This is a genomic window from Dehalococcoidales bacterium, from assembly GCA_041652735.1.
Lineage (GTDB): Bacteria > Chloroflexota > Dehalococcoidia > Dehalococcoidales > RBG-16-60-22 > RBG-13-51-18.
Genome location: JBAZGT010000013.1, coordinates 40,719 through 57,101, shown reverse-complemented (window position 1 = coordinate 57,101; position 16,383 = coordinate 40,719). Strand labels below are relative to the sequence as shown.

General features: G+C 56.8%; 12 protein-coding genes. 6 read left to right on the top strand and 6 right to left on the bottom strand.

Going from position 1 to position 16,383, the window contains the following annotated elements; genetic code table 11:
• The first annotated feature begins 229 nt into the window (after positions 1-229).
• A complete protein-coding gene (locus tag WC370_06225) occupies positions 230-853 on the top strand; it encodes a hypothetical protein (GenBank protein ID MFA5309067.1) in 624 nt (207 codons plus the stop codon).
• 46 nt (positions 854-899) lie between these two features.
• Complete coding sequence (locus WC370_06220) at positions 900-1,808, top strand: alpha/beta hydrolase (protein MFA5309066.1); 909 nt, start codon at positions 900-902, stop codon at positions 1,806-1,808.
• On the opposite strand, the gene WC370_06215 is transcribed toward WC370_06220, so the two are convergent.
• Positions 1,805-2,674, bottom strand: a complete 870-nt coding sequence (locus WC370_06215; protein ID MFA5309065.1) for an aldo/keto reductase — start codon at positions 2,672-2,674, stop codon at positions 1,805-1,807. The two genes, WC370_06220 and WC370_06215, sit on opposite strands and share 4 nt — an antisense overlap.
• Before the next feature lie 105 nt (positions 2,675-2,779).
• Positions 2,780-3,259, bottom strand: a complete 480-nt coding sequence (locus WC370_06210) for a hypothetical protein (GenBank protein MFA5309064.1) — start codon at positions 3,257-3,259, stop codon at positions 2,780-2,782.
• Between the two features lie 305 nt (positions 3,260-3,564).
• Here WC370_06210 and WC370_06205 point away from each other — a divergent pair, with 305 nt between their 5' ends.
• From WC370_06205 to WC370_06190, 4 genes are all read left to right on the top strand, one after another.
• Positions 3,565-3,891 (top strand): cupin domain-containing protein, encoded by a 327-nt coding sequence (locus tag WC370_06205; protein ID MFA5309063.1) that lies wholly within the window; start codon positions 3,565-3,567, stop codon positions 3,889-3,891.
• 906 nt (positions 3,892-4,797) lie between these two features.
• Complete coding sequence (locus tag WC370_06200) at positions 4,798-5,262, top strand: Lrp/AsnC family transcriptional regulator (GenBank protein ID MFA5309062.1); 465 nt, start codon at positions 4,798-4,800, stop codon at positions 5,260-5,262.
• 102 nt (positions 5,263-5,364) lie between these two features.
• Entirely contained in the window at positions 5,365-6,657 is a 1,293-nt protein-coding gene (locus WC370_06195) for a PQQ-binding-like beta-propeller repeat protein (protein ID MFA5309061.1), read from the top strand.
• Between the two features lie 72 nt (positions 6,658-6,729).
• Positions 6,730-8,133 carry an FAD-dependent oxidoreductase gene (locus WC370_06190; protein ID MFA5309060.1) on the top strand — a complete coding sequence of 468 codons (1,404 nt, stop codon included), beginning with the start codon at positions 6,730-6,732 and terminating at the stop codon, positions 8,131-8,133.
• Between the two features lie 1,440 nt (positions 8,134-9,573).
• Here the strand turns inward: WC370_06190 and WC370_06185 are convergent.
• The 4 genes from WC370_06185 to WC370_06170 form a co-directional block, all read right to left on the bottom strand.
• Positions 9,574-10,353: a DUF169 domain-containing protein gene (locus tag WC370_06185; GenBank protein MFA5309059.1), complete on the bottom strand. Its 780-nt coding sequence runs from the start codon at positions 10,351-10,353 to the stop codon at positions 9,574-9,576.
• Positions 10,354-11,077: 724 nt separating this feature from the next.
• Entirely contained in the window at positions 11,078-12,514 is a 1,437-nt protein-coding gene (gene pyk, locus WC370_06180) for a pyruvate kinase (GenBank protein MFA5309058.1), read from the bottom strand.
• A 353-nt stretch (positions 12,515-12,867) separates the two neighbouring features.
• Complete coding sequence (locus WC370_06175; protein MFA5309057.1) at positions 12,868-14,280, bottom strand: MATE family efflux transporter; 1,413 nt, start codon at positions 14,278-14,280, stop codon at positions 12,868-12,870.
• A 294-nt stretch (positions 14,281-14,574) separates the two neighbouring features.
• Positions 14,575-16,248, bottom strand: a complete 1,674-nt coding sequence (locus WC370_06170) for an FAD-binding oxidoreductase (GenBank protein ID MFA5309056.1) — start codon at positions 16,246-16,248, stop codon at positions 14,575-14,577.
• Positions 16,249-16,383 lie beyond the last annotated feature (135 nt).

The window sequence follows — 16,383 nt, the reverse complement described above, 5'->3', positions numbered from 1 at the left end:
ATTACAGACACAGTCTGGGAAGTCTGGTTCAGTTTCTTAAAGCTTGGTTTACTAGATGAAACCAAAGGAAAAGTGTTACCTATGTCCCCGGTCTAAAGTGTAACCTATGTCCCAGTTTGCACAAGAGGAAAAAGGGTTCGTAGCTGCGTTTATTACCTTTTGTCTGTTTCCCCGCCAAATGTGCTATCATGGGGGTAGTAACCAGCCTGAACTGAAAAGGAGCCGGGACATGGAAGAGAAAATCACCTACTTCGACCAGCCGGGCATCGAGAATACTGAAGCTGCCCTGAAGCTGGCTATCGAGAGGGCTAAAGCCCGCGGCATTAAGAAAATGGTGGTGGCCTCCACCCGCGGCGGGGTGGCCAAACAGGCCGCCGGCATGCTTTCCGGCTCCGCCATTAAAATGGTGGTGGTGCCTCACCAGTTCGGGTTCATGGGCATGAATTTCCCCCCGGAGCTGGTGACGGAATTGGAAAAACAGGGGCACGCCGTGCACTTCGGCACCATGCTCTTCCACACTGACCGACTCTACGGCGTGGATACTCCCACGGTTATGGCCAACCTGCTGCGCACTTTCTGCCAGGGCATGAAAGTCTGCGTGGAAATTTTAATGATGGCTGTGGACGGCGGTAAAGTGGATGTGGGAGAGCAGGTGGTCGTGGTCACCGGTTCGGGCCGCGGCGCGGATACCGCGGTGGTCGCTATCGCCGCCGCCTCCACCCACCTGGCGGACCTGCATATCACGGAAATCATCTGCAAACCGCTCCAGACCAAACAGGGGCCGCCGCCTTCGCCCCCGGGTCCGGCGGTGATTCCCCAGCAGATGCCGCCCATCTGGAAGAAACCGGAATAACCTCCGGTAAAATAAAGTATAACCAAGTTTAGTTCAGAGACTTGAATTGAAACGCTGGCATAAGCTCTACAAGATAATCTCCATCGTGCTGGGCGTGGTCCTGGTGCTCTACCTGGGCATCTCCTGGTACGGCGCTAAAACGGCCATGGAAATTCCCCGCCTCCCCGTGGTGTATGACCCCGCGGCTTTGGGGACGTCTTATGAGAACGTCGCTTTCCCCAGTCGCGGTGACAACCTCACTCTTACAGGCTGGTTCCTCCCCGGTGTCAATAAAGACGTTATCCTGGTGGTGAACGGCGGTTTCCAGAACCGCATCGATGATAACTCGGACACCGGCGGCCTGGCGCGCGCCCTGGCGGCGGAGGGGCACAATATCCTTCTCTATGATTTAAGGGGCAGGGGGGAATCGGAGGGTAAGGGCCGTTCCCTCTTGCATATCGATGAGGATATCGGCGGGGCGGTGGATTACCTGGTCGGCCGGGGCTTCGCCACGGACGCTATCTGCATCCTCGGTTTTTGCTCCGGGGCGGCTTCCGCCGCTATGTACGCCGGCGGCAACGGTGTCGGCTCGCTCATACTGGTCGGCTGCTTTATTGACATGCACACCATGGTCATCCGGCAGGCGCAGTCCATTAACGCCCCCACTTTCCTGGCTTACCTGTTCTGGCCGGGCGGCATCGTGTTTACGCGTCTCTTCTACGGCTATCACGTGGTGAATCCTATCGACGTTATGCCGGGTATTGCCTGCCCGGTCTTGTTCGTGCATGAAGAGCTGGACGATTTCTCCAGCAGTGCGGAAACGCAGCGGCTTTATCACGCTGCCCCCAACCCCGCCAATGAGGTCTGGGAGGTCCCCGGCGCGGTGCACAGCCAGGTCTTCCGCGTGCGCCCGGCGGAGTTCGTGGCTAAAATAGGGGAGTTCATCGACCGCACTATCGGCTTGTCCGCCGATTAGTCCATCTGCGGGCCGGCCAGCGGCTGGTACTGTGCCGCGTCGTTCATGTATTCCTGCTGCGTCTTTTTGTCCAGCGGCTTGAAGCGCTGCGCCGCGCTGATAATCATCGGCCACAGGCTGAGTTCCCCGGGAAGCACCGCGGCGGTGATGTCCTGGCTCAGCGTGAACCACACGCTTTTCTCTATCTCCGTTGCCTCGTCGAATGGCTGGTACCAGGTGTTGTAGTGGTGCACGTTCGCCTGGCGGTCCGGCCACGCCTGCTTGGCCACGGACTTTATGGCCATTACCCCCACGTTCCGCTGTTTGGCCGTCTTCAGCAGCGGCCTGTAGTTGTTCCAGTCGGTGGGGTGTACGGCGTGGACGCGGTTCAGGGGGAACATCACCGTGTCGAAGTCGAATCGCTGCAAAGCCTCGTTGTGTAGCGGCGGGTGATGGCCCGTGATGCCGATAAACCGCACCAGCCCCTGTTCCTTGGCTTCCAGGATGGCTTCCATGGCGCCGCCGGGCTTGAGCACGGTATCGAGTACCTCGTGGGTATCCACACCGTGCAGCTGGAAAAGGTCGAAGTGGTCCACTTTCAGGTTGTCCAGCGATCGCAGCAGGCTTTCCTTGGCGCCTTCCTTGAGGCGTTCGTGGGTCTTGCAGCCCAGGAAGAATTGCTTGCTGCCGTGCCTCTTGAACCAGGAGCCGAGGTGTTTTTCCGCGTCCCCGTAGCTCGGCGCCACGTCGATGTGGTTGATGCCGGCTTCCAGCGCTGTCTCGATGGCGGCGTCGGCGGCTTTCTGGGTAACGCGGAACAACGCAAACCCCCCGAAGATGAGAATGCTGCTTGAATGCTCCGTCCTGCCGAGTTGTCTTTTTTCCATAACGCCCTCCCTTATGTGGCCGTTTCAGGCGCCGCATTAAAGGCGCAGCTTTCCCCCGGTACGTTTTCCGCCGGTTGCTTTATTTAGTTGCTGGCGGGGTTCGGGTTATCCTTCTTTGCCTGTCACCCGTCCGTAGTTGGTCTTGTTGCCGCTGGTGAAAAAGAGGATGGGGCTCTTTATCTTGCAGAAAGAGATAGGCCCGTGGGACAGCCCCCGCGGCGCGAAGACGATGGTGCTTTTGGTCAGGAAATACTGCTCGTCTCCCAGCCAGAGTTCCACTTCACCGCCGAGGTCGTGCGCGTCCCCGTTGTAGCACCCGAAGAATCCGAGTATTTCGTCGAAGTCGTGGCTGTGCGCTATTTCGATATTGGTCGGCGGCTCCCCGTGTTTGGCTGTCATCCAGACCGCGTCAAAGTACAAAGCCCCTTTGGCGATAGCATCGTTCAGGGAAAGTACGTGGGCGGAGTCCGTGTAGTTGCCTGCCTTGCGCTGCTCTTCCATGCGCTTCATGAAGCCGGTAGGCGCCGGCATCTTGGGAGGTATATCCTCCGTGATGATGTACTGGGCGTACTTTTTTTCAGGCATAATTCTCCTTTGAAAAATAACAGGTTTAAACGGATTATAGGACTGTTCCGGCTTTAGGTCAACCTTTTCCCGTTTGCTGAAACTCCCGCTTTTAGAAGATTGTTCTTTAGAAAACGCCGGGCCTCCTGCGGTATAATATGGGAAAAGCTATCGCGGGGACTGGTATCGCCTGTTATGCTGAGGAACGCCCTGCTCGCCGCGCAAGGCTTTGGCAGGCGGGAGTGACGTAGAATCCGTTTTCACCGCGGGGTTCTTTGTGATATTAGCTCTTCTATGATACCAGACCCCGTCGCCGGGAGGGGAAAATGAAATCGGAAGATATCATCGGACGGGTCATGGAGCTGGGCGGCATGGTGGAATACCACCTGGAATCCGTCGTCAGCCGCACAATAATTGATAAGCCTTCGGGCACCATCACGCTTTTTGCTTTCGATCAAGGCCAGGGACTGAGCGAGCACACCGCGCCTTTTGACGCTATGGTCTATATCCTCGATGGTGAAGCTGAAGTGACTATTGACGGTAAGCCTCTGCGCCTGAAGCGGGGAGAAATGGTCATCATGCCGGCCAACCGGCCGCACGCTTTGCGCGCCGGCGCCCGCTTTAAGATGATGCTGTCCATGATTAAGTCCTGACACCCCCGCATAATATCTCCCCCCTTTTCCTCCCATCACTCACCCTCCCCCCTATCCCCCCGTCATCCCGTACTTGATACGGGATCCAGGTACTACCGTCTTGCTTGATTATTGGGTATCTTAATATAAAGAGTGACGCCACTCTGTATCAGGCTTCAGCCCGGGTTCATCCCGAAGACTGAAATACATAACCCTCTCTCTTTTGAAAGGAAAGGGCGGCACCGCCTTGAGCGTATTTAAAGGTGTGAGGGTACAACCGGGTACACATAGGCATCCTTGCCTGTGTAAAACAATCGTCCCTCTCCCTGCCAGCGGGGAGAGGGATAAGAGGAAAAGGGGTTCGTACTACCCTCCCCCTTTTCCTCCCGTCATCCCGTACTTGATACGGGATCCAGGTACTACCGTCTTGCTTGATTATCGGGTATTTTAATATAAAGAGTGACACATTCCGTCCCGGGCTTCAGCCCCCTTGTCATTCCAGCGCAGCCGTGCCCCGTATGTTAATCGGGGACTGTAATCCACTAGCAGCGTAAATACTATTTAGGGTAATTCGTCCCCCTTGTTAAAGGGGGAGCGAGGAGGATTTCGTTAACCTCCCGCGCCATCTTCAAACAGCTAAAACAATCGTCCCTCTCCCTGCCAGCGGGGAGAGGGATAAGAGGAAAAGGGGTTCGTACCACCCTCCCCCTTATCCCCCCGTCATCCCGTACTTGATACGGGATCCAGTGACTCCGGCTTGCTTTATCGGGGGTAGGTAAGAAAAACCCCCGGCTTTGCGCATACATACCCGGCGTTATACTGACCGCCTTATCACGTTACGCATGTATTCTAAAAACTTGCATAATGTTGTGAAATTGCGTATAGTTACTGTGGACTTGTGTTCTTGCTATTACTCAGGAGGGCAATATGCTGGATGAAATAGGACGGAAAATTATCAAGGAGCTTCAGGACGATGCCCGGCAGAGCTTCCGGGAAATCGGGCGCAAACTAAAAGTTTCCGAGGGCACGGTGCGTAACCGTGTCAAGAGCCTGATTAACAGTGATACCATGAAAATCAGCGCCGTTCCCAATCCGGAACGCCTGGGACTGAACTTTATGTGCGTCATGTGCATCGAGGTGAAAGTAGGCACCGCGGAAAAGGTGGAGCAGCTGCTTATAAAAAATCCCCACGTTTATTTCCTGTGCGGGTGCACCGGCAGCTTTGACATCATCGGCACTTTCCTCTTCCGCACCCCGCATGACTTTGATGAGTTCGTCAAAAACGTTATCGCCAATATCCCGGATATCACCCGTACCAGCACTTTCGTGGCTATGCACGTCTCCCGCAGTCCCTGGGAGCACAGCCTCGATGTCGCGTCGCTGGGTGCTTAGGGGAAAATCCGGTTCTGATTAGCGGAACAGCCAGCTTGAAACGGCCTTCCGGACGATTGACATCACGTACGAGTACGGATTATCATTCAAGCGAGGTCGCTAATGGTTCTGCCGCGTGAAGTTCTGGACGCAAGAAAAGCCAGAGCCCGCAAACGCCATCGGATAATCTGGCTCAGTATCGGCGGGGCTCTTGTCCTGCTGGTGGTGTTCTTTTGCCTTTACCAGTTTACGGACCTTTTCTTCGGGGTGCCGGCCACCGCGCATTCGGAGCCGCAGTCTTCCAGTGAATGGACCTGCTTCCGGCGTGACCTGGAGCACACCGGCAATACCGGCGATAGCACCGCCCAGCCGGAAGGAACGCTCAAGTGGACGTTTGCCACCGGCGCGCCCGTCCGCTCTTCCCCGGCGGTGGTGGACGGCACGGTTTACTTCGGCTCTGAAGACCACTTTATCTATGCCCTGGATGCCGCCACCGGCAATCTCAAGTGGAAATACGAGACGGGCAGCTTCGTGGCGTCCTCCCCGATAGTCTCCGGCGGGGTGCTTTACTGCGGCTCTAACGACGCCAAGCTGTACGCGCTTAACGCCGCCACCGGCGAGCTTATTTGGTCTTTCTCCTCCGTTTATTCCATCAGGTCTTCCCCCTGCATCGCTGATGGCATTATCTATTTCGGCTCTGATGACTTCCGTATGTACGCCGTGAATGCCGCCACCGGCAAGCTGGTCTGGAAAACAAGAGTGAACTCTATGGTCAACACTTCGCCGCTGGTCTCGGAAGGCATTGTCGTCATCCCCGCGCCGGAAGGCATGTGTTACACCTTTAACGCCAAGAGCGGCCGCGTCCGCCTCAAGTATATAACCACCACCTATATCCGGTCGTCGGCGGCGGTACAGGACGGCGTTATCTATTTTACGGATACGGACGGATATTTTACTGCCCTGGATATCGGGTCCAAGAACTGGCTCTGGGAACACAAAGTCCGCATGTACTGGAATGTCCTGCATGCCTATGGTCTGGCGCCAAATTCCCCCAGGCCTTCCGGTTTCCTTTGGGGCGTCCTGCTGAACCATGGCATCGTGTCAAGCTCTTCCCCGGCGTTATCGGGCGGTCATGCCTATCTCGGGGTCGTCAATGATGTCGTGTCCGTGGACCTGGAAACGCACGCCGTGCAGTGGACGTTCAACACCTCTGACCTCGTGGTTTCCTCGCCGGCGCTGGCTACTACGGCGCTGTACGTCGGCGGTCAGGACGGGCACCTTTACGCTCTGGATAAAGCCGATGGCTCCCTGCTCTGGGATCATGACCTCGGCAGCCCCGTCAGGTCCTCGCCGGCGCTGGATAACGGTATGCTCTTCATCGGCTGTGATGACGGCGTGCTGTACGCCTTTAAATAACGCACGGGTTAATCCTCTCATACTCCACCGCTTTCGGTTATTTTTCACTTTCAGCTAAAGGAGGTCATGAATATGGCAGCCGGTAAGGAAATTAAAACCATCAGGGAACCCGCCCGGGATATCAGGGTCTTCCACGAGGCGGATGTGGTGGTGGTGGGTGGCGGGCCGGGCGGGCATTCGGCGGCGGTGGCCGCGGCGCGCGGCGGCGCGAAAACGATTTTGCTGGAAAGGTACGGCCACCTGGGCGGCATGGCCAGCGGCGGTCTGGTTATCCTGGTGCCGCATATGAGCGACGGCATCAGCAAAGAGCCGCAGATTGCCGGACTCTGCCTGGAGTGGATGGAGCGGCTGGGCAAAATCCCCGGCGGCAAGGTGGGCCCGGAGCTTGATGAAGTAGGCTCGACCGACCCCGCGGTGGTCGCCCGCTGGAAAGACCACTTTTCCACCGTGGTGGGCGGCAAGGTCCGCTTGACCTATACGGTGGACCCGGAGATGCTGAAGTGCATTATGAACGACATGGTTGAGGAGGCGGGGATCAAGCTTTCGCTGCATTCCTGGGGCACGCAGGCGCTGGTGGAAAATGGCGCGGTCAAGGGCGTTGTTTTTGAAAGCAAATCCGGCCGTCAGGCGGTGCTGGGCAAGGTGATAATCGACGGCACCGGCGATGCCGATTTGCTTCCTTCCGCCGGGGCGGCGTTCGATGGCGCCCTGGACGCCAAATTAAGAAGCTCGATGCTGGCGCTGGTCTTCCGCATCGGGAATGTTGATTTCAAGAAATATACCGAAGCTAACGCGCGGGACCCTAAGAAGTCCCGCGAGCTGATGGGGGAGTTAGGCAAGGCGGCAGGGACGTTCTTTATGCCCTTCCCCGGCCACCGGGATGACGTGGTCTGGGTGAACAACTGGATACCCGGCCTGAAGTCCACTGATGTGGAAGACCTGACCACACTGGAGGTCAGCGTGCGTAAGATGATGCGCAAGGGGTTCGACTTTATAAAGGCCCGCTATCCCGGCTTCGAGAACAGCTTTATTCTGGATACCGCTTCGCAGACGGGTACCCGGGGCAGCCGCCGCCTGGTGGGGGAGTATATCCTCACCGGCGACGATATGAATTCCAGCCGCAAGTTCGAAGACACGATAGCCGTCATCCCCAAGATAAGCTCGGGCCAGTCCGGTGAAGGGTTCGCCCTGAACACTCCCCAGGCCGGTGATACCTGCGCCTATATACCCTACCGCGCTCTGGTGCCGGCTAAGGTGGAAGGCTTGCTTATCGCTGGCCGCAGCTTTTCCTCCGACCTTATTGCCAATGACAGCATGAATCTGATTCCCCACTGCTGCGCCGTCGGTGAAGCCGCCGGTACCGCCGCCGCTTTGGCCGTCAAACAGGGCATCCCCGTCCGTAAGGTGGACTATAAACTCCTGCAAAAAACCCTGGTCCAAAACGGCGCCGCCCTCCCGGGCATTAAAATAAACTAATCTTGCCTTAAACGTTCAACTGCAGGGGCGGGTTTTCAACCCGCCCCTCTTTTTCTGCTATCCAGGGTTAATTAATCCCTGCTTGACATAACCGTACAAAAGATGAAAGGTAAAAGAGAAGTCAATCCGCATCCCGCCAACAATCGTCCCTCTCCCTGCCGGCGGGGAGAGGGATAAGAGGAAAAGGGGTTCGTACCATCCATCGCCTCCCTCTATCCCCCCACACCATCCCGGTGCAAATCGGGATCCAGGTACTCATGCCTTGCTTGATTATCGGGTATTTTAATATAAGGAGTGATGTCATTCCGTCCCAGGCTTTAGTCCCCTTGTCATTCCAGCGCAGGCTGGAATCCACCCTCCGCCGCCCCCTGATTTCGGGGCATTGACGTCTCCCTTTGAAAAAGTCGAAGATTCCGATGAAATCGGAAGGAATAAGAGAGGGATTTTAGTCATTCCCCTCCCCCTTATCCCCCCACACCATCCCGATGCAAATCGGGATCCAGGTACTCATGCCTTGCTTTATCTATTAGATAAAACAGTAAAATCTAAAAACATGTCATTCCAGCGTAGCCTTCAGCCAGAGTTTACCCGAGGACTGGGATCCATCCTCCACCCAGGTATTATTCAGGGTAATTCGCCCTCCTTTAAGGCAGACGCACAAATGATGAAAGGTAAAAGAGAAGTCAATCCGCATCCCGCCAACAATCGTCCCTCTCCCTGCCAGCGGGGAGAGGGATAAGAGGAAAAGGGGTTCGTACCATCCATCGCCTCCCTCTATCCCCCCACACCATCCCGGTGCAAATCGGGATCCAGGTACTCATGCCTTGCTTGATTATCGGGTATTTTAATATAAGGAGTGATGTCATTCCGTCCCAGGCTTTAGTCCCCTTGTCATTCCAGCGCAGGCTGGAATCCACCCTCCGCCGCCCCCTGATTTCGGGGCATTGACGTCTCCCTTTGAAAAAGTCGAAGATTCCGATGAAATCGGAAGGAATAAGAGAGGGATTTTAGTCATTCCCCTCCCCCTTATCCCCCCACACCATCCCGATGCAAATCGGGATCCAGGTACTCATGCCTTGCTTTATCTATTAGATAAAACAGTAAAATCTAAAAACATGTCATTCCAGCGTAGCCTTCAGCCAGAGTTTACCCGAGGACTGGGATCCATCCTCCACCCAGGTATTATTCAGGGTAATTCGCCCTCCTTTAAGGCAGACGCACAAATGATGAAGGGTAAAAAAGCAGTTAATCAGCATCCCGCCATCTATCGTCCCTTTCCTTGCCAGCGGGGAAAGGGATAAGAGGAAAAAGGGTTCGTACAATAGCACCCTCCCCCTCTCTGTCAACGGAGAGGGGGACAGAGGGGGAGAGGTTAGGCCTGCCCTGATCGAAGTTGAATGGGTGAGGGGTATCTATTTATCTATTCACCTCGCCCGGTTGCTAATCGCCCGCCAGCGACCCCGGCCCCGCGTAGTCCTGCCTCATCTTCTTCGCCAGCTCTTTACTCCGCTTTTTCACCTCTTTCACGAACCCCTCGCGCCCTAGCTTGAACCAGTACGGCTCCCAGTCCATCTCCTTGAGGTTGTCCATCAGCGGCCCTATCGCGTCGAACGGTACGGCGATGATAATCAGCCCTTCCGGTAAAACGCCGCGCGCCTTCATGCTGAAGCCCAGCCCGCTCACCGTGTAGTTGATTTCCCCGCTCAGGTAGGGGTGCGCGTAAAGCCAGGCGCAGGCCAGGCAGGTGGTGCCCTTGGCCTGCCACATCTTGCCGTCGGAGAAGCTGCTGGCCCGCATCAAAATCTCCGCCTGTGATGGCTTGCAGGTGAATATCAGCAGGTCGGGCTGGAAGGTCATTTTGTCGATGGATGCGTGGCTGATGTAGTTGACGGAGTCCTTGGGCAGGTGCGGGACGTAGTCGTAAATGCGCCGGTTGGCGCCGGGGGTCTTGAACATGGAGAACATCGGCCCGAGCTGCCCGCTGTACATCAGCGGCGGGTAGTCGACGATGCCCAGCACCTGTTCCCCGCAGGCCACGTTTTCTTTGGTGACGTAAAACGGCGCGCTCGTCTGGGCTTCCCGGAACAGCTCGCAGAGCGCCAGGCTCTTTTTACTCGGCTCGATGCCCTCCGGTTTGTCCATCGAGAACTTTATCCCCACCGGTTTGTATTCGAAGTTGAATTTCTCGAAGATGCTATAGTCCGTCTTTTTTACCGCCATTACAGCCTCCTTAACTCATGTCGACCCTGCATCGTCTCATTCTGGGGAACACCCTGCTCGCCGCACCAGGCTTTGGCAGGCGGGAGTGACGCAGAATCCGTTCTCCCTATCTTATTCCCTCCCGTCATTCCCGCGCAAGCGGGCATCCGGCGTTTTTTCTCCCTTCCCCTTATCCCCCCCGTCATCCCGTACTTGATACGGGATCCAGGTACTCCGGCTTGCTTTAACTCGGGTAGAATAGCACAAAGCCAAAGGCATGTCACTCCAGCACAATCCTTAACCATCAATCCCTCCCCCTCTCATTTCGGGGCATCGGCGTCTCCCTTTGTTAAAGTCGAAGATTCCGATGAAATCGGAAGGAATAAGAGAGGGTTTTTAGCCATCCTGCCAACAATCGTCCCTCTCACTGCTAGCGGGGAGAGGCTTGTCCGCCGGAGCTTTAGCGTAGGTGGGGATAAGAGGAAAAAGGGTTCGTGCACACCCCTCCCTCTATCCACCCTCCCCCCTCCCCCGCGTCACCATCCCCTTCCTTTTCCCCCTTTAACCCGCTATACTGTACTGTCAACTATTAACTATCAACTATCAACCCACTTACCATAAACAAAAAAACAAATGACGGAAATTTATAGCTGATTTAACATAAATGAAAAAACAATTGTTACGCACGGGCTGTACGTAAAAAGGCAAAAAAAAATTATAAAAACAAATCCCCGGCCCCGCCCCGCTACTCCACCTTCTGCACCTTCAGCATGTTGGTGACCCCTGTCTGGCCTATCGGTATGCCGGCGGAAATAATTATCAGGTCGCCCGCTTTGGCTATGCCCAGGTCGCGGGCCAGCTCGGCCCCCAGCGTGAACAGCCTGTCAACGGTCGTAGGTTCGACGATGATGCAGGGGCGCACCCCCCAGTACAGTAGCAGCTTCCCCGCGATGTCTTTATCCGGCGTCAGCGCCAGGATGGGCGCGCGCGGCCGGTAGCGGGAAATGCGCCTGGCCGTGCTGCCGGACTCCGTGAAAGCCACCACGGCGGCGGCCCGCAGGCTGTGGGCGGTCTGGCAGGCGCTGTAGCTGATAAGCTCGTCGGTTACCCGCTCCAGCCACGACCTTCTTTCCGCCAGGATCTGCTCGTAGGGCAGTTTTTTCTCCGCCTCCCGGGCTATGGCGGACATCATTTTTACGGCCGGTACCGGGTATTTGCCGATGGCCGTTTCCGCGGAAAGCATGATTGCGTCCGTCCCGTCGAAGATGGCATTGGCCACGTCGGTGGTCTCGGCGCGGGTGGGGCGCACCTCGTCTATCATGGATTCCAGCATCTCGGTGGCGGTAATCACCGGCTTGCCGGCGCGGTTGCACCGCTTGATGAGGTCTTTCTGCACCAGCGGTACTTTTTCCAGCGGTATTTCCACTCCCAGGTCGCCCCGCGCCACCATGATGCCGTCGCAGTCGGCCAGGATGCTGTTGAAGTTGGACACCGCCTCGCCCCGCTCTATCTTGGCGATGATGGGTATATTGGCGCCGTGCTCCCGCAGTATGTCTTTGACGCTCTCGATATCCCCCGGCCCGGTCACGAAGGACAGCGCCAGGAAGTCCGGCTTGTGACTGATAGCGAACAGGATGTCTTCCCGCAGTTGCTCGGTCAGGAAGGGTACGGATATTTTCATGCCCGGCACCACCAGTCCCCGGCCCTCCCGCAGCAGCCCCCCCACCGTTACCCGGCACTTCACGCCGGCGCCGTCTATCCCCTGGACTTTCAGCTCCATGCCGCCGTCGTCGAGGATGACGGTATCGCCTTTCTTGATGTCCCGGGCCAGGTTGGGCAGGGTCACCGGCAGCAGGGTAGGGCTGCCCTGGACGTCCTCGGTGGTGAGATAGACCTGGCTGCCCTTTTTCAGCGTTACCTGCCCCCCGCCCAGTTGCCCGATGCGGTACTTGGGGCCGGGCAGGTCGATGAGAATGGCTATCGTCACCCCTTCCCGCTTGCTTAATTTCCTTATATTCTCGATATTGCGGGCATGCTCTTCCAGCGTGCCGTGGGACATATTGAGCCTGGCTATATCCATCCCGGCGGCTATCAGCCGCTGTAAAACGGCCGGTGAACCTGATGCCGGCCCGATGGTGCAGATTATCTTGGTGCGCCGTAAATAATAGCTGTGATTTTTCATTCTAAGTATATTATAACACCCTCAAAGGGAAAAAATGGAAAGAAGTTAATCTGCATCCTGCCATCCATCGTCCCTCTCCCTGCCGGCGGGGAGAGGCTTGTCCGCCGAAGCTTTAGCGCAGGTGGGGATAAGAGGAAAAAGGGTTCGTAAATAGCACCCTCCCCCTCTCTGTCAACGGAGAGGGGGACAGAGGGGGAGAGGTTATATCACCCTCCGCCGCCCCCTGATTTCGGGGCATTGACGTCTCCCTTTGTTAAAGTCGAAGATTCCGGTGAAATCGGAAGGAATAAGAGAGGGATTTTAATCACCCCCCCTCCCCCGTCATGCCTCTCACCTGGAGCGGCATTCAGCGACTATATCTTCTTCTTTTTCCATCGCCCGGACTGGAAATAGATGATAAACACCACGGCGGAGGACAGGGTGTCCGCCACCAGCGCCCAGCGTATCCCGTAAACGCCCAGGTTGTGGATTTTCGGCAGGATGACTGCCAGCGGCACCCTTATGCCCCACATCGTCGTCAGGTCGATAATAAAGGCTATCAGGGTATCGCCCACGGCGTTCATCACGTTCATCATTACCATCATCAGGCCGTTGGCCATGTAGCTGACCGTCTGGATGCGCAGGAAGGTGCTGGCCAAATCTACCAGCTCCGGCTCCGGATTAAAAACGCGCACCACGTAGTCCGCCCAGAACCAGATGACGACGGAGAAAACCAGCATCAAGCCGGTGAACCAGGCTATCGCCGTCCAGGCCGTTTTGGCGGAGCGCCCCGGCTGCTGTGCCCCCAGGTTTTGCGCCGCCAGTATCCCCGCCGCCGATCCCAGCCCCATCGCCGGCATCAGCACGAACATGTCCACCCGTGAGACCAGGTTGTGGGCGGCCACGGCCAGTGTGCCGAAGGGGGTGATGAACCACATGAAAATGATGCTGCCCAGGCTCATGTGAATCCCGCCGATGGATGAAGGAATACCTATTTTTACCGTGCGCCAGATGATGTTTTTATCGAAGTGGAAGTTCCGCAGTGAAAGGCGGAGCTTGGTTTTTCCGCTGAATAGCACCCAGAGTCCTATCACGCTGGCGATGCCCTGGGCAATCACACCGGTCAGCGCAGCGCCGCTTACGCCCAGAGCGGGGAAGAACGACCATCCGAAGATGAGGAACGGGCAGAGCAGGATGTGGAAAACCCTCGTGCCCACGCTGATTTTCATCGGGGTGCGGGCATCGCCGGAAGCCTGCATCACGCTCTGCGCCAGCATCCCGAAGGACATCGTGAACATGCCGATGAGCTCGATGCGCATGTAGGTGGCGCCGGCGGCGATGACATCCGGCTCCAGCTTCCAGAGCTTCATGATATCGGTGGCGAAAAGCTGCCCGATTACCGCCATTACCAGTGAAAGAAATACGCCGATGACGAAAGCCTGCTGGGAAACGTGGTTGGCCTGCTTCAGGTCTCCCGACCCCACGAACCGCGCCACCATCGCCCGCAGGCCGGTGAAAAGCCCCATGATGAGCGAATCTATCAGCATCACCACGATGCCGGAAATCCCCACGCCGGCCATGTCTGCCGACCCCAGTTTGCCTATCCATATCATGTCGATGATAGGCCCGAGCATCATGATGCTGGTGCTGATGGTCATCGGCCAGGCCAGGGAAAACAAGGCGCCGGTGATGCTGCCCTTGGTCCAATCGCGTTCCATGGGGGTCTGGCCGGATTCTATGGCTGCCGGTTCTCTATTATCGCCTTCAGGCGCGTCTCGCTTGTCCACTACAGGTATGGCTCCCTTAAAAATAGGGCTAGGCTTATCTTGTTGCTAATACAAAGTCATTTCGGACTGAACTTACAAAATATGCTTTTACCGTGGCAGACCCGGCGGCAATTTTCCGAGTATTATAATAGCTTTGTCCTGCGTAGTGCAAATCTGTTCCGGCCGCCTTGACTGCTGGCCGCTCACGGTTAGCTTATCCAGATGCCGCTCATGGTGAGCCTGCTTGTCCTCCGCAGCTTTAGCGTAGGAGGGTCCCGAACCATAGCGGAGCAAAACGTTACCATAAGACAGCCTCTATAGTTGCTCGTCCTTGCCGTAAGACGGCAGCACGTACTCGCCGTCCTTGGCGTATTCCGGGTACTCCGGCGGGATGTAAGCCGTCCAGTCGCCCACGGTATTGGGGTCGAGCATTTTCTTTATCTGCTGTACCCATTTATCGTAGTTATCGTAAAGCGGCCCCCAGTTCTGGTGGATGTGGGTGACCGGCTCTATCTGGAGGCAGCCTCCCCGTGACGGTACGCCGAAATGGTGGAAAGCGCTGCGCGGGTCGAAAAGCTCATCGATAAAGTCGCGGGCGGCCTTGAGTGAAACAGGGTCGTAGGGGTCGTACTGGGCGGTGGAAATACCCTGTGCCCCGATGGACAGGTTCTCTTCCGGCCGCCAGGATACCATCCGCGTGCCGGAGCCCATCGCCAGGAAAGACCCGGCCTGCTCGTAGCGTTTCTTGACCTCGCCCTCTTTCAGCGCCAGGTCTTTAAGCATGGCCGGCGAGCCGTCCGGGCTGGAGGAGGAGGGGAGAAAGTCGCCGGTGGCGCGCAGGTTCACCCCGTTCGACCACATGATATCGGCGAAAGCGCGGGCCAGGCCACGGGGCTCGTTGGCGGCGGGGGCGAACCGTCCGCCCCATTTTTCAGTGATTGCCCGCAGGCATTTTTCTTTATAGGCCAGCTCGCCGGCGGACTGACCGCCGATGACCGCCACCACGGAGTTAGCCATGGAAAACCCGCCCGCGGGGTCGATATTAGCCACCATCGCCTTCATGGCGGCCCATTCTTCATCATTCCCTTCGGAGAAGGGTGAAGTTCCTATAATGCCGATGCCGAAAGCGCAGAGAATTTCGGCGCGGCACAGGTCCTCGGAGGCGCTCAGGGTATTGTCCAGGTCGGCAAAAGTGGGTACGAAGACTTTATACCCGTCCGGTACGGCATCCAGTTGCCCCCAGGAAAGCGGCTGGCCGGGCTGCTTTTTCTGCTGCCATGCCGGCGGGCCGTACCAGGGGTAAAGCTTGATGCTCGCCTTGGTGACCACCCCGTGTCCCCCGTTTGCCCCCGTCCGCCCGCGCAGTATGCCCCGCAGGCTGAAGCCGGGGCCGTCGGCGGAAAACAGGTCGCTGCCTGTCTCGCCGGTGCCCAGTTCCAGCACTTCGCCGGTGGGCAGCACCCATTCTACGCCCAGAGTGTTGCGGCCGTAGCCGCTGGTAAACACCATGGTATGCTGGCAGCCGTGATGGCAGCACTCGGCCGCAATCACGCCGGCGCTGTACCCCACCCCTATACGCCCGGTGTACAGGCCCTTCTTGGCCGCCTCCAGTTGGAGTTTATACACGGACACGTAAGGCTCCACCACCGCCCGCATATTTTTCTCGTCTATTTCCAGGATGCGGTTCATCCGCCGCAGGTCGAAGAGTATACCCTTGGAATGTACCAGTGAAAGGGATAAATACTCGAAGCCGGAGGAAAAGGCTTTGAACAGGATGCCGTATTTATTGCAGACCTTGACCGCCGCCGCCACTTCTTCCGTGGAAGCGGGTAAAAGCACTGCCGCCGGACGGACGGAGTGTTTTTCATCGAAGAAGAACTTGTTGCCCCAGACCTGGTTATAGGTGTCCATGATGACCGGGTCCTGGTTGATGTACTCCGGCCCGACCACGGCCTCCAGGGCTTGATATTCTTCGTTTGTCAGCTTCATTTTAAGCCTCCTGCTGAATAACCGATAACCAAATGTTGGTAATTTGAGATTTGTTGATTGGAGCTTGTTTGGTTATTGTCCCGATTCCTTTCCTCATACGGGATGCCGCATGTAATCGGTATATCTTGTTTCTTT

Bases quoted from the DNA above. Each gene is read 5' to 3' on its own strand.
- WC370_06225 (MFA5309067.1), top strand. From the start codon at position 230: ATGGAAGAGAAAATCACCTACTTCGACCAGCCGGGCATCGAGAATACT.
- WC370_06215 (MFA5309065.1), bottom strand. From the start codon at position 2,674: ATGGAAAAAAGACAACTCGGCAGGACGGAGCATTCAAGCAGCATTCTC.
- WC370_06210 (MFA5309064.1), bottom strand. From the start codon at position 3,259: ATGCCTGAAAAAAAGTACGCCCAGTACATCATCACGGAGGATATACCT.
- WC370_06205 (MFA5309063.1), top strand. From the start codon at position 3,565: ATGAAATCGGAAGATATCATCGGACGGGTCATGGAGCTGGGCGGCATG.
- WC370_06200 (MFA5309062.1), top strand. From the start codon at position 4,798: ATGCTGGATGAAATAGGACGGAAAATTATCAAGGAGCTTCAGGACGAT.
- WC370_06195 (MFA5309061.1), top strand. From the start codon at position 5,365: ATGGTTCTGCCGCGTGAAGTTCTGGACGCAAGAAAAGCCAGAGCCCGC.
- WC370_06190 (MFA5309060.1), top strand. From the start codon at position 6,730: ATGGCAGCCGGTAAGGAAATTAAAACCATCAGGGAACCCGCCCGGGAT.
- WC370_06185 (MFA5309059.1), bottom strand. From the start codon at position 10,353: ATGGCGGTAAAAAAGACGGACTATAGCATCTTCGAGAAATTCAACTTC.
- pyk (MFA5309058.1), bottom strand. From the start codon at position 12,514: ATGAAAAATCACAGCTATTATTTACGGCGCACCAAGATAATCTGCACC.
- WC370_06170 (MFA5309056.1), bottom strand. From the start codon at position 16,248: ATGAAGCTGACAAACGAAGAATATCAAGCCCTGGAGGCCGTGGTCGGG.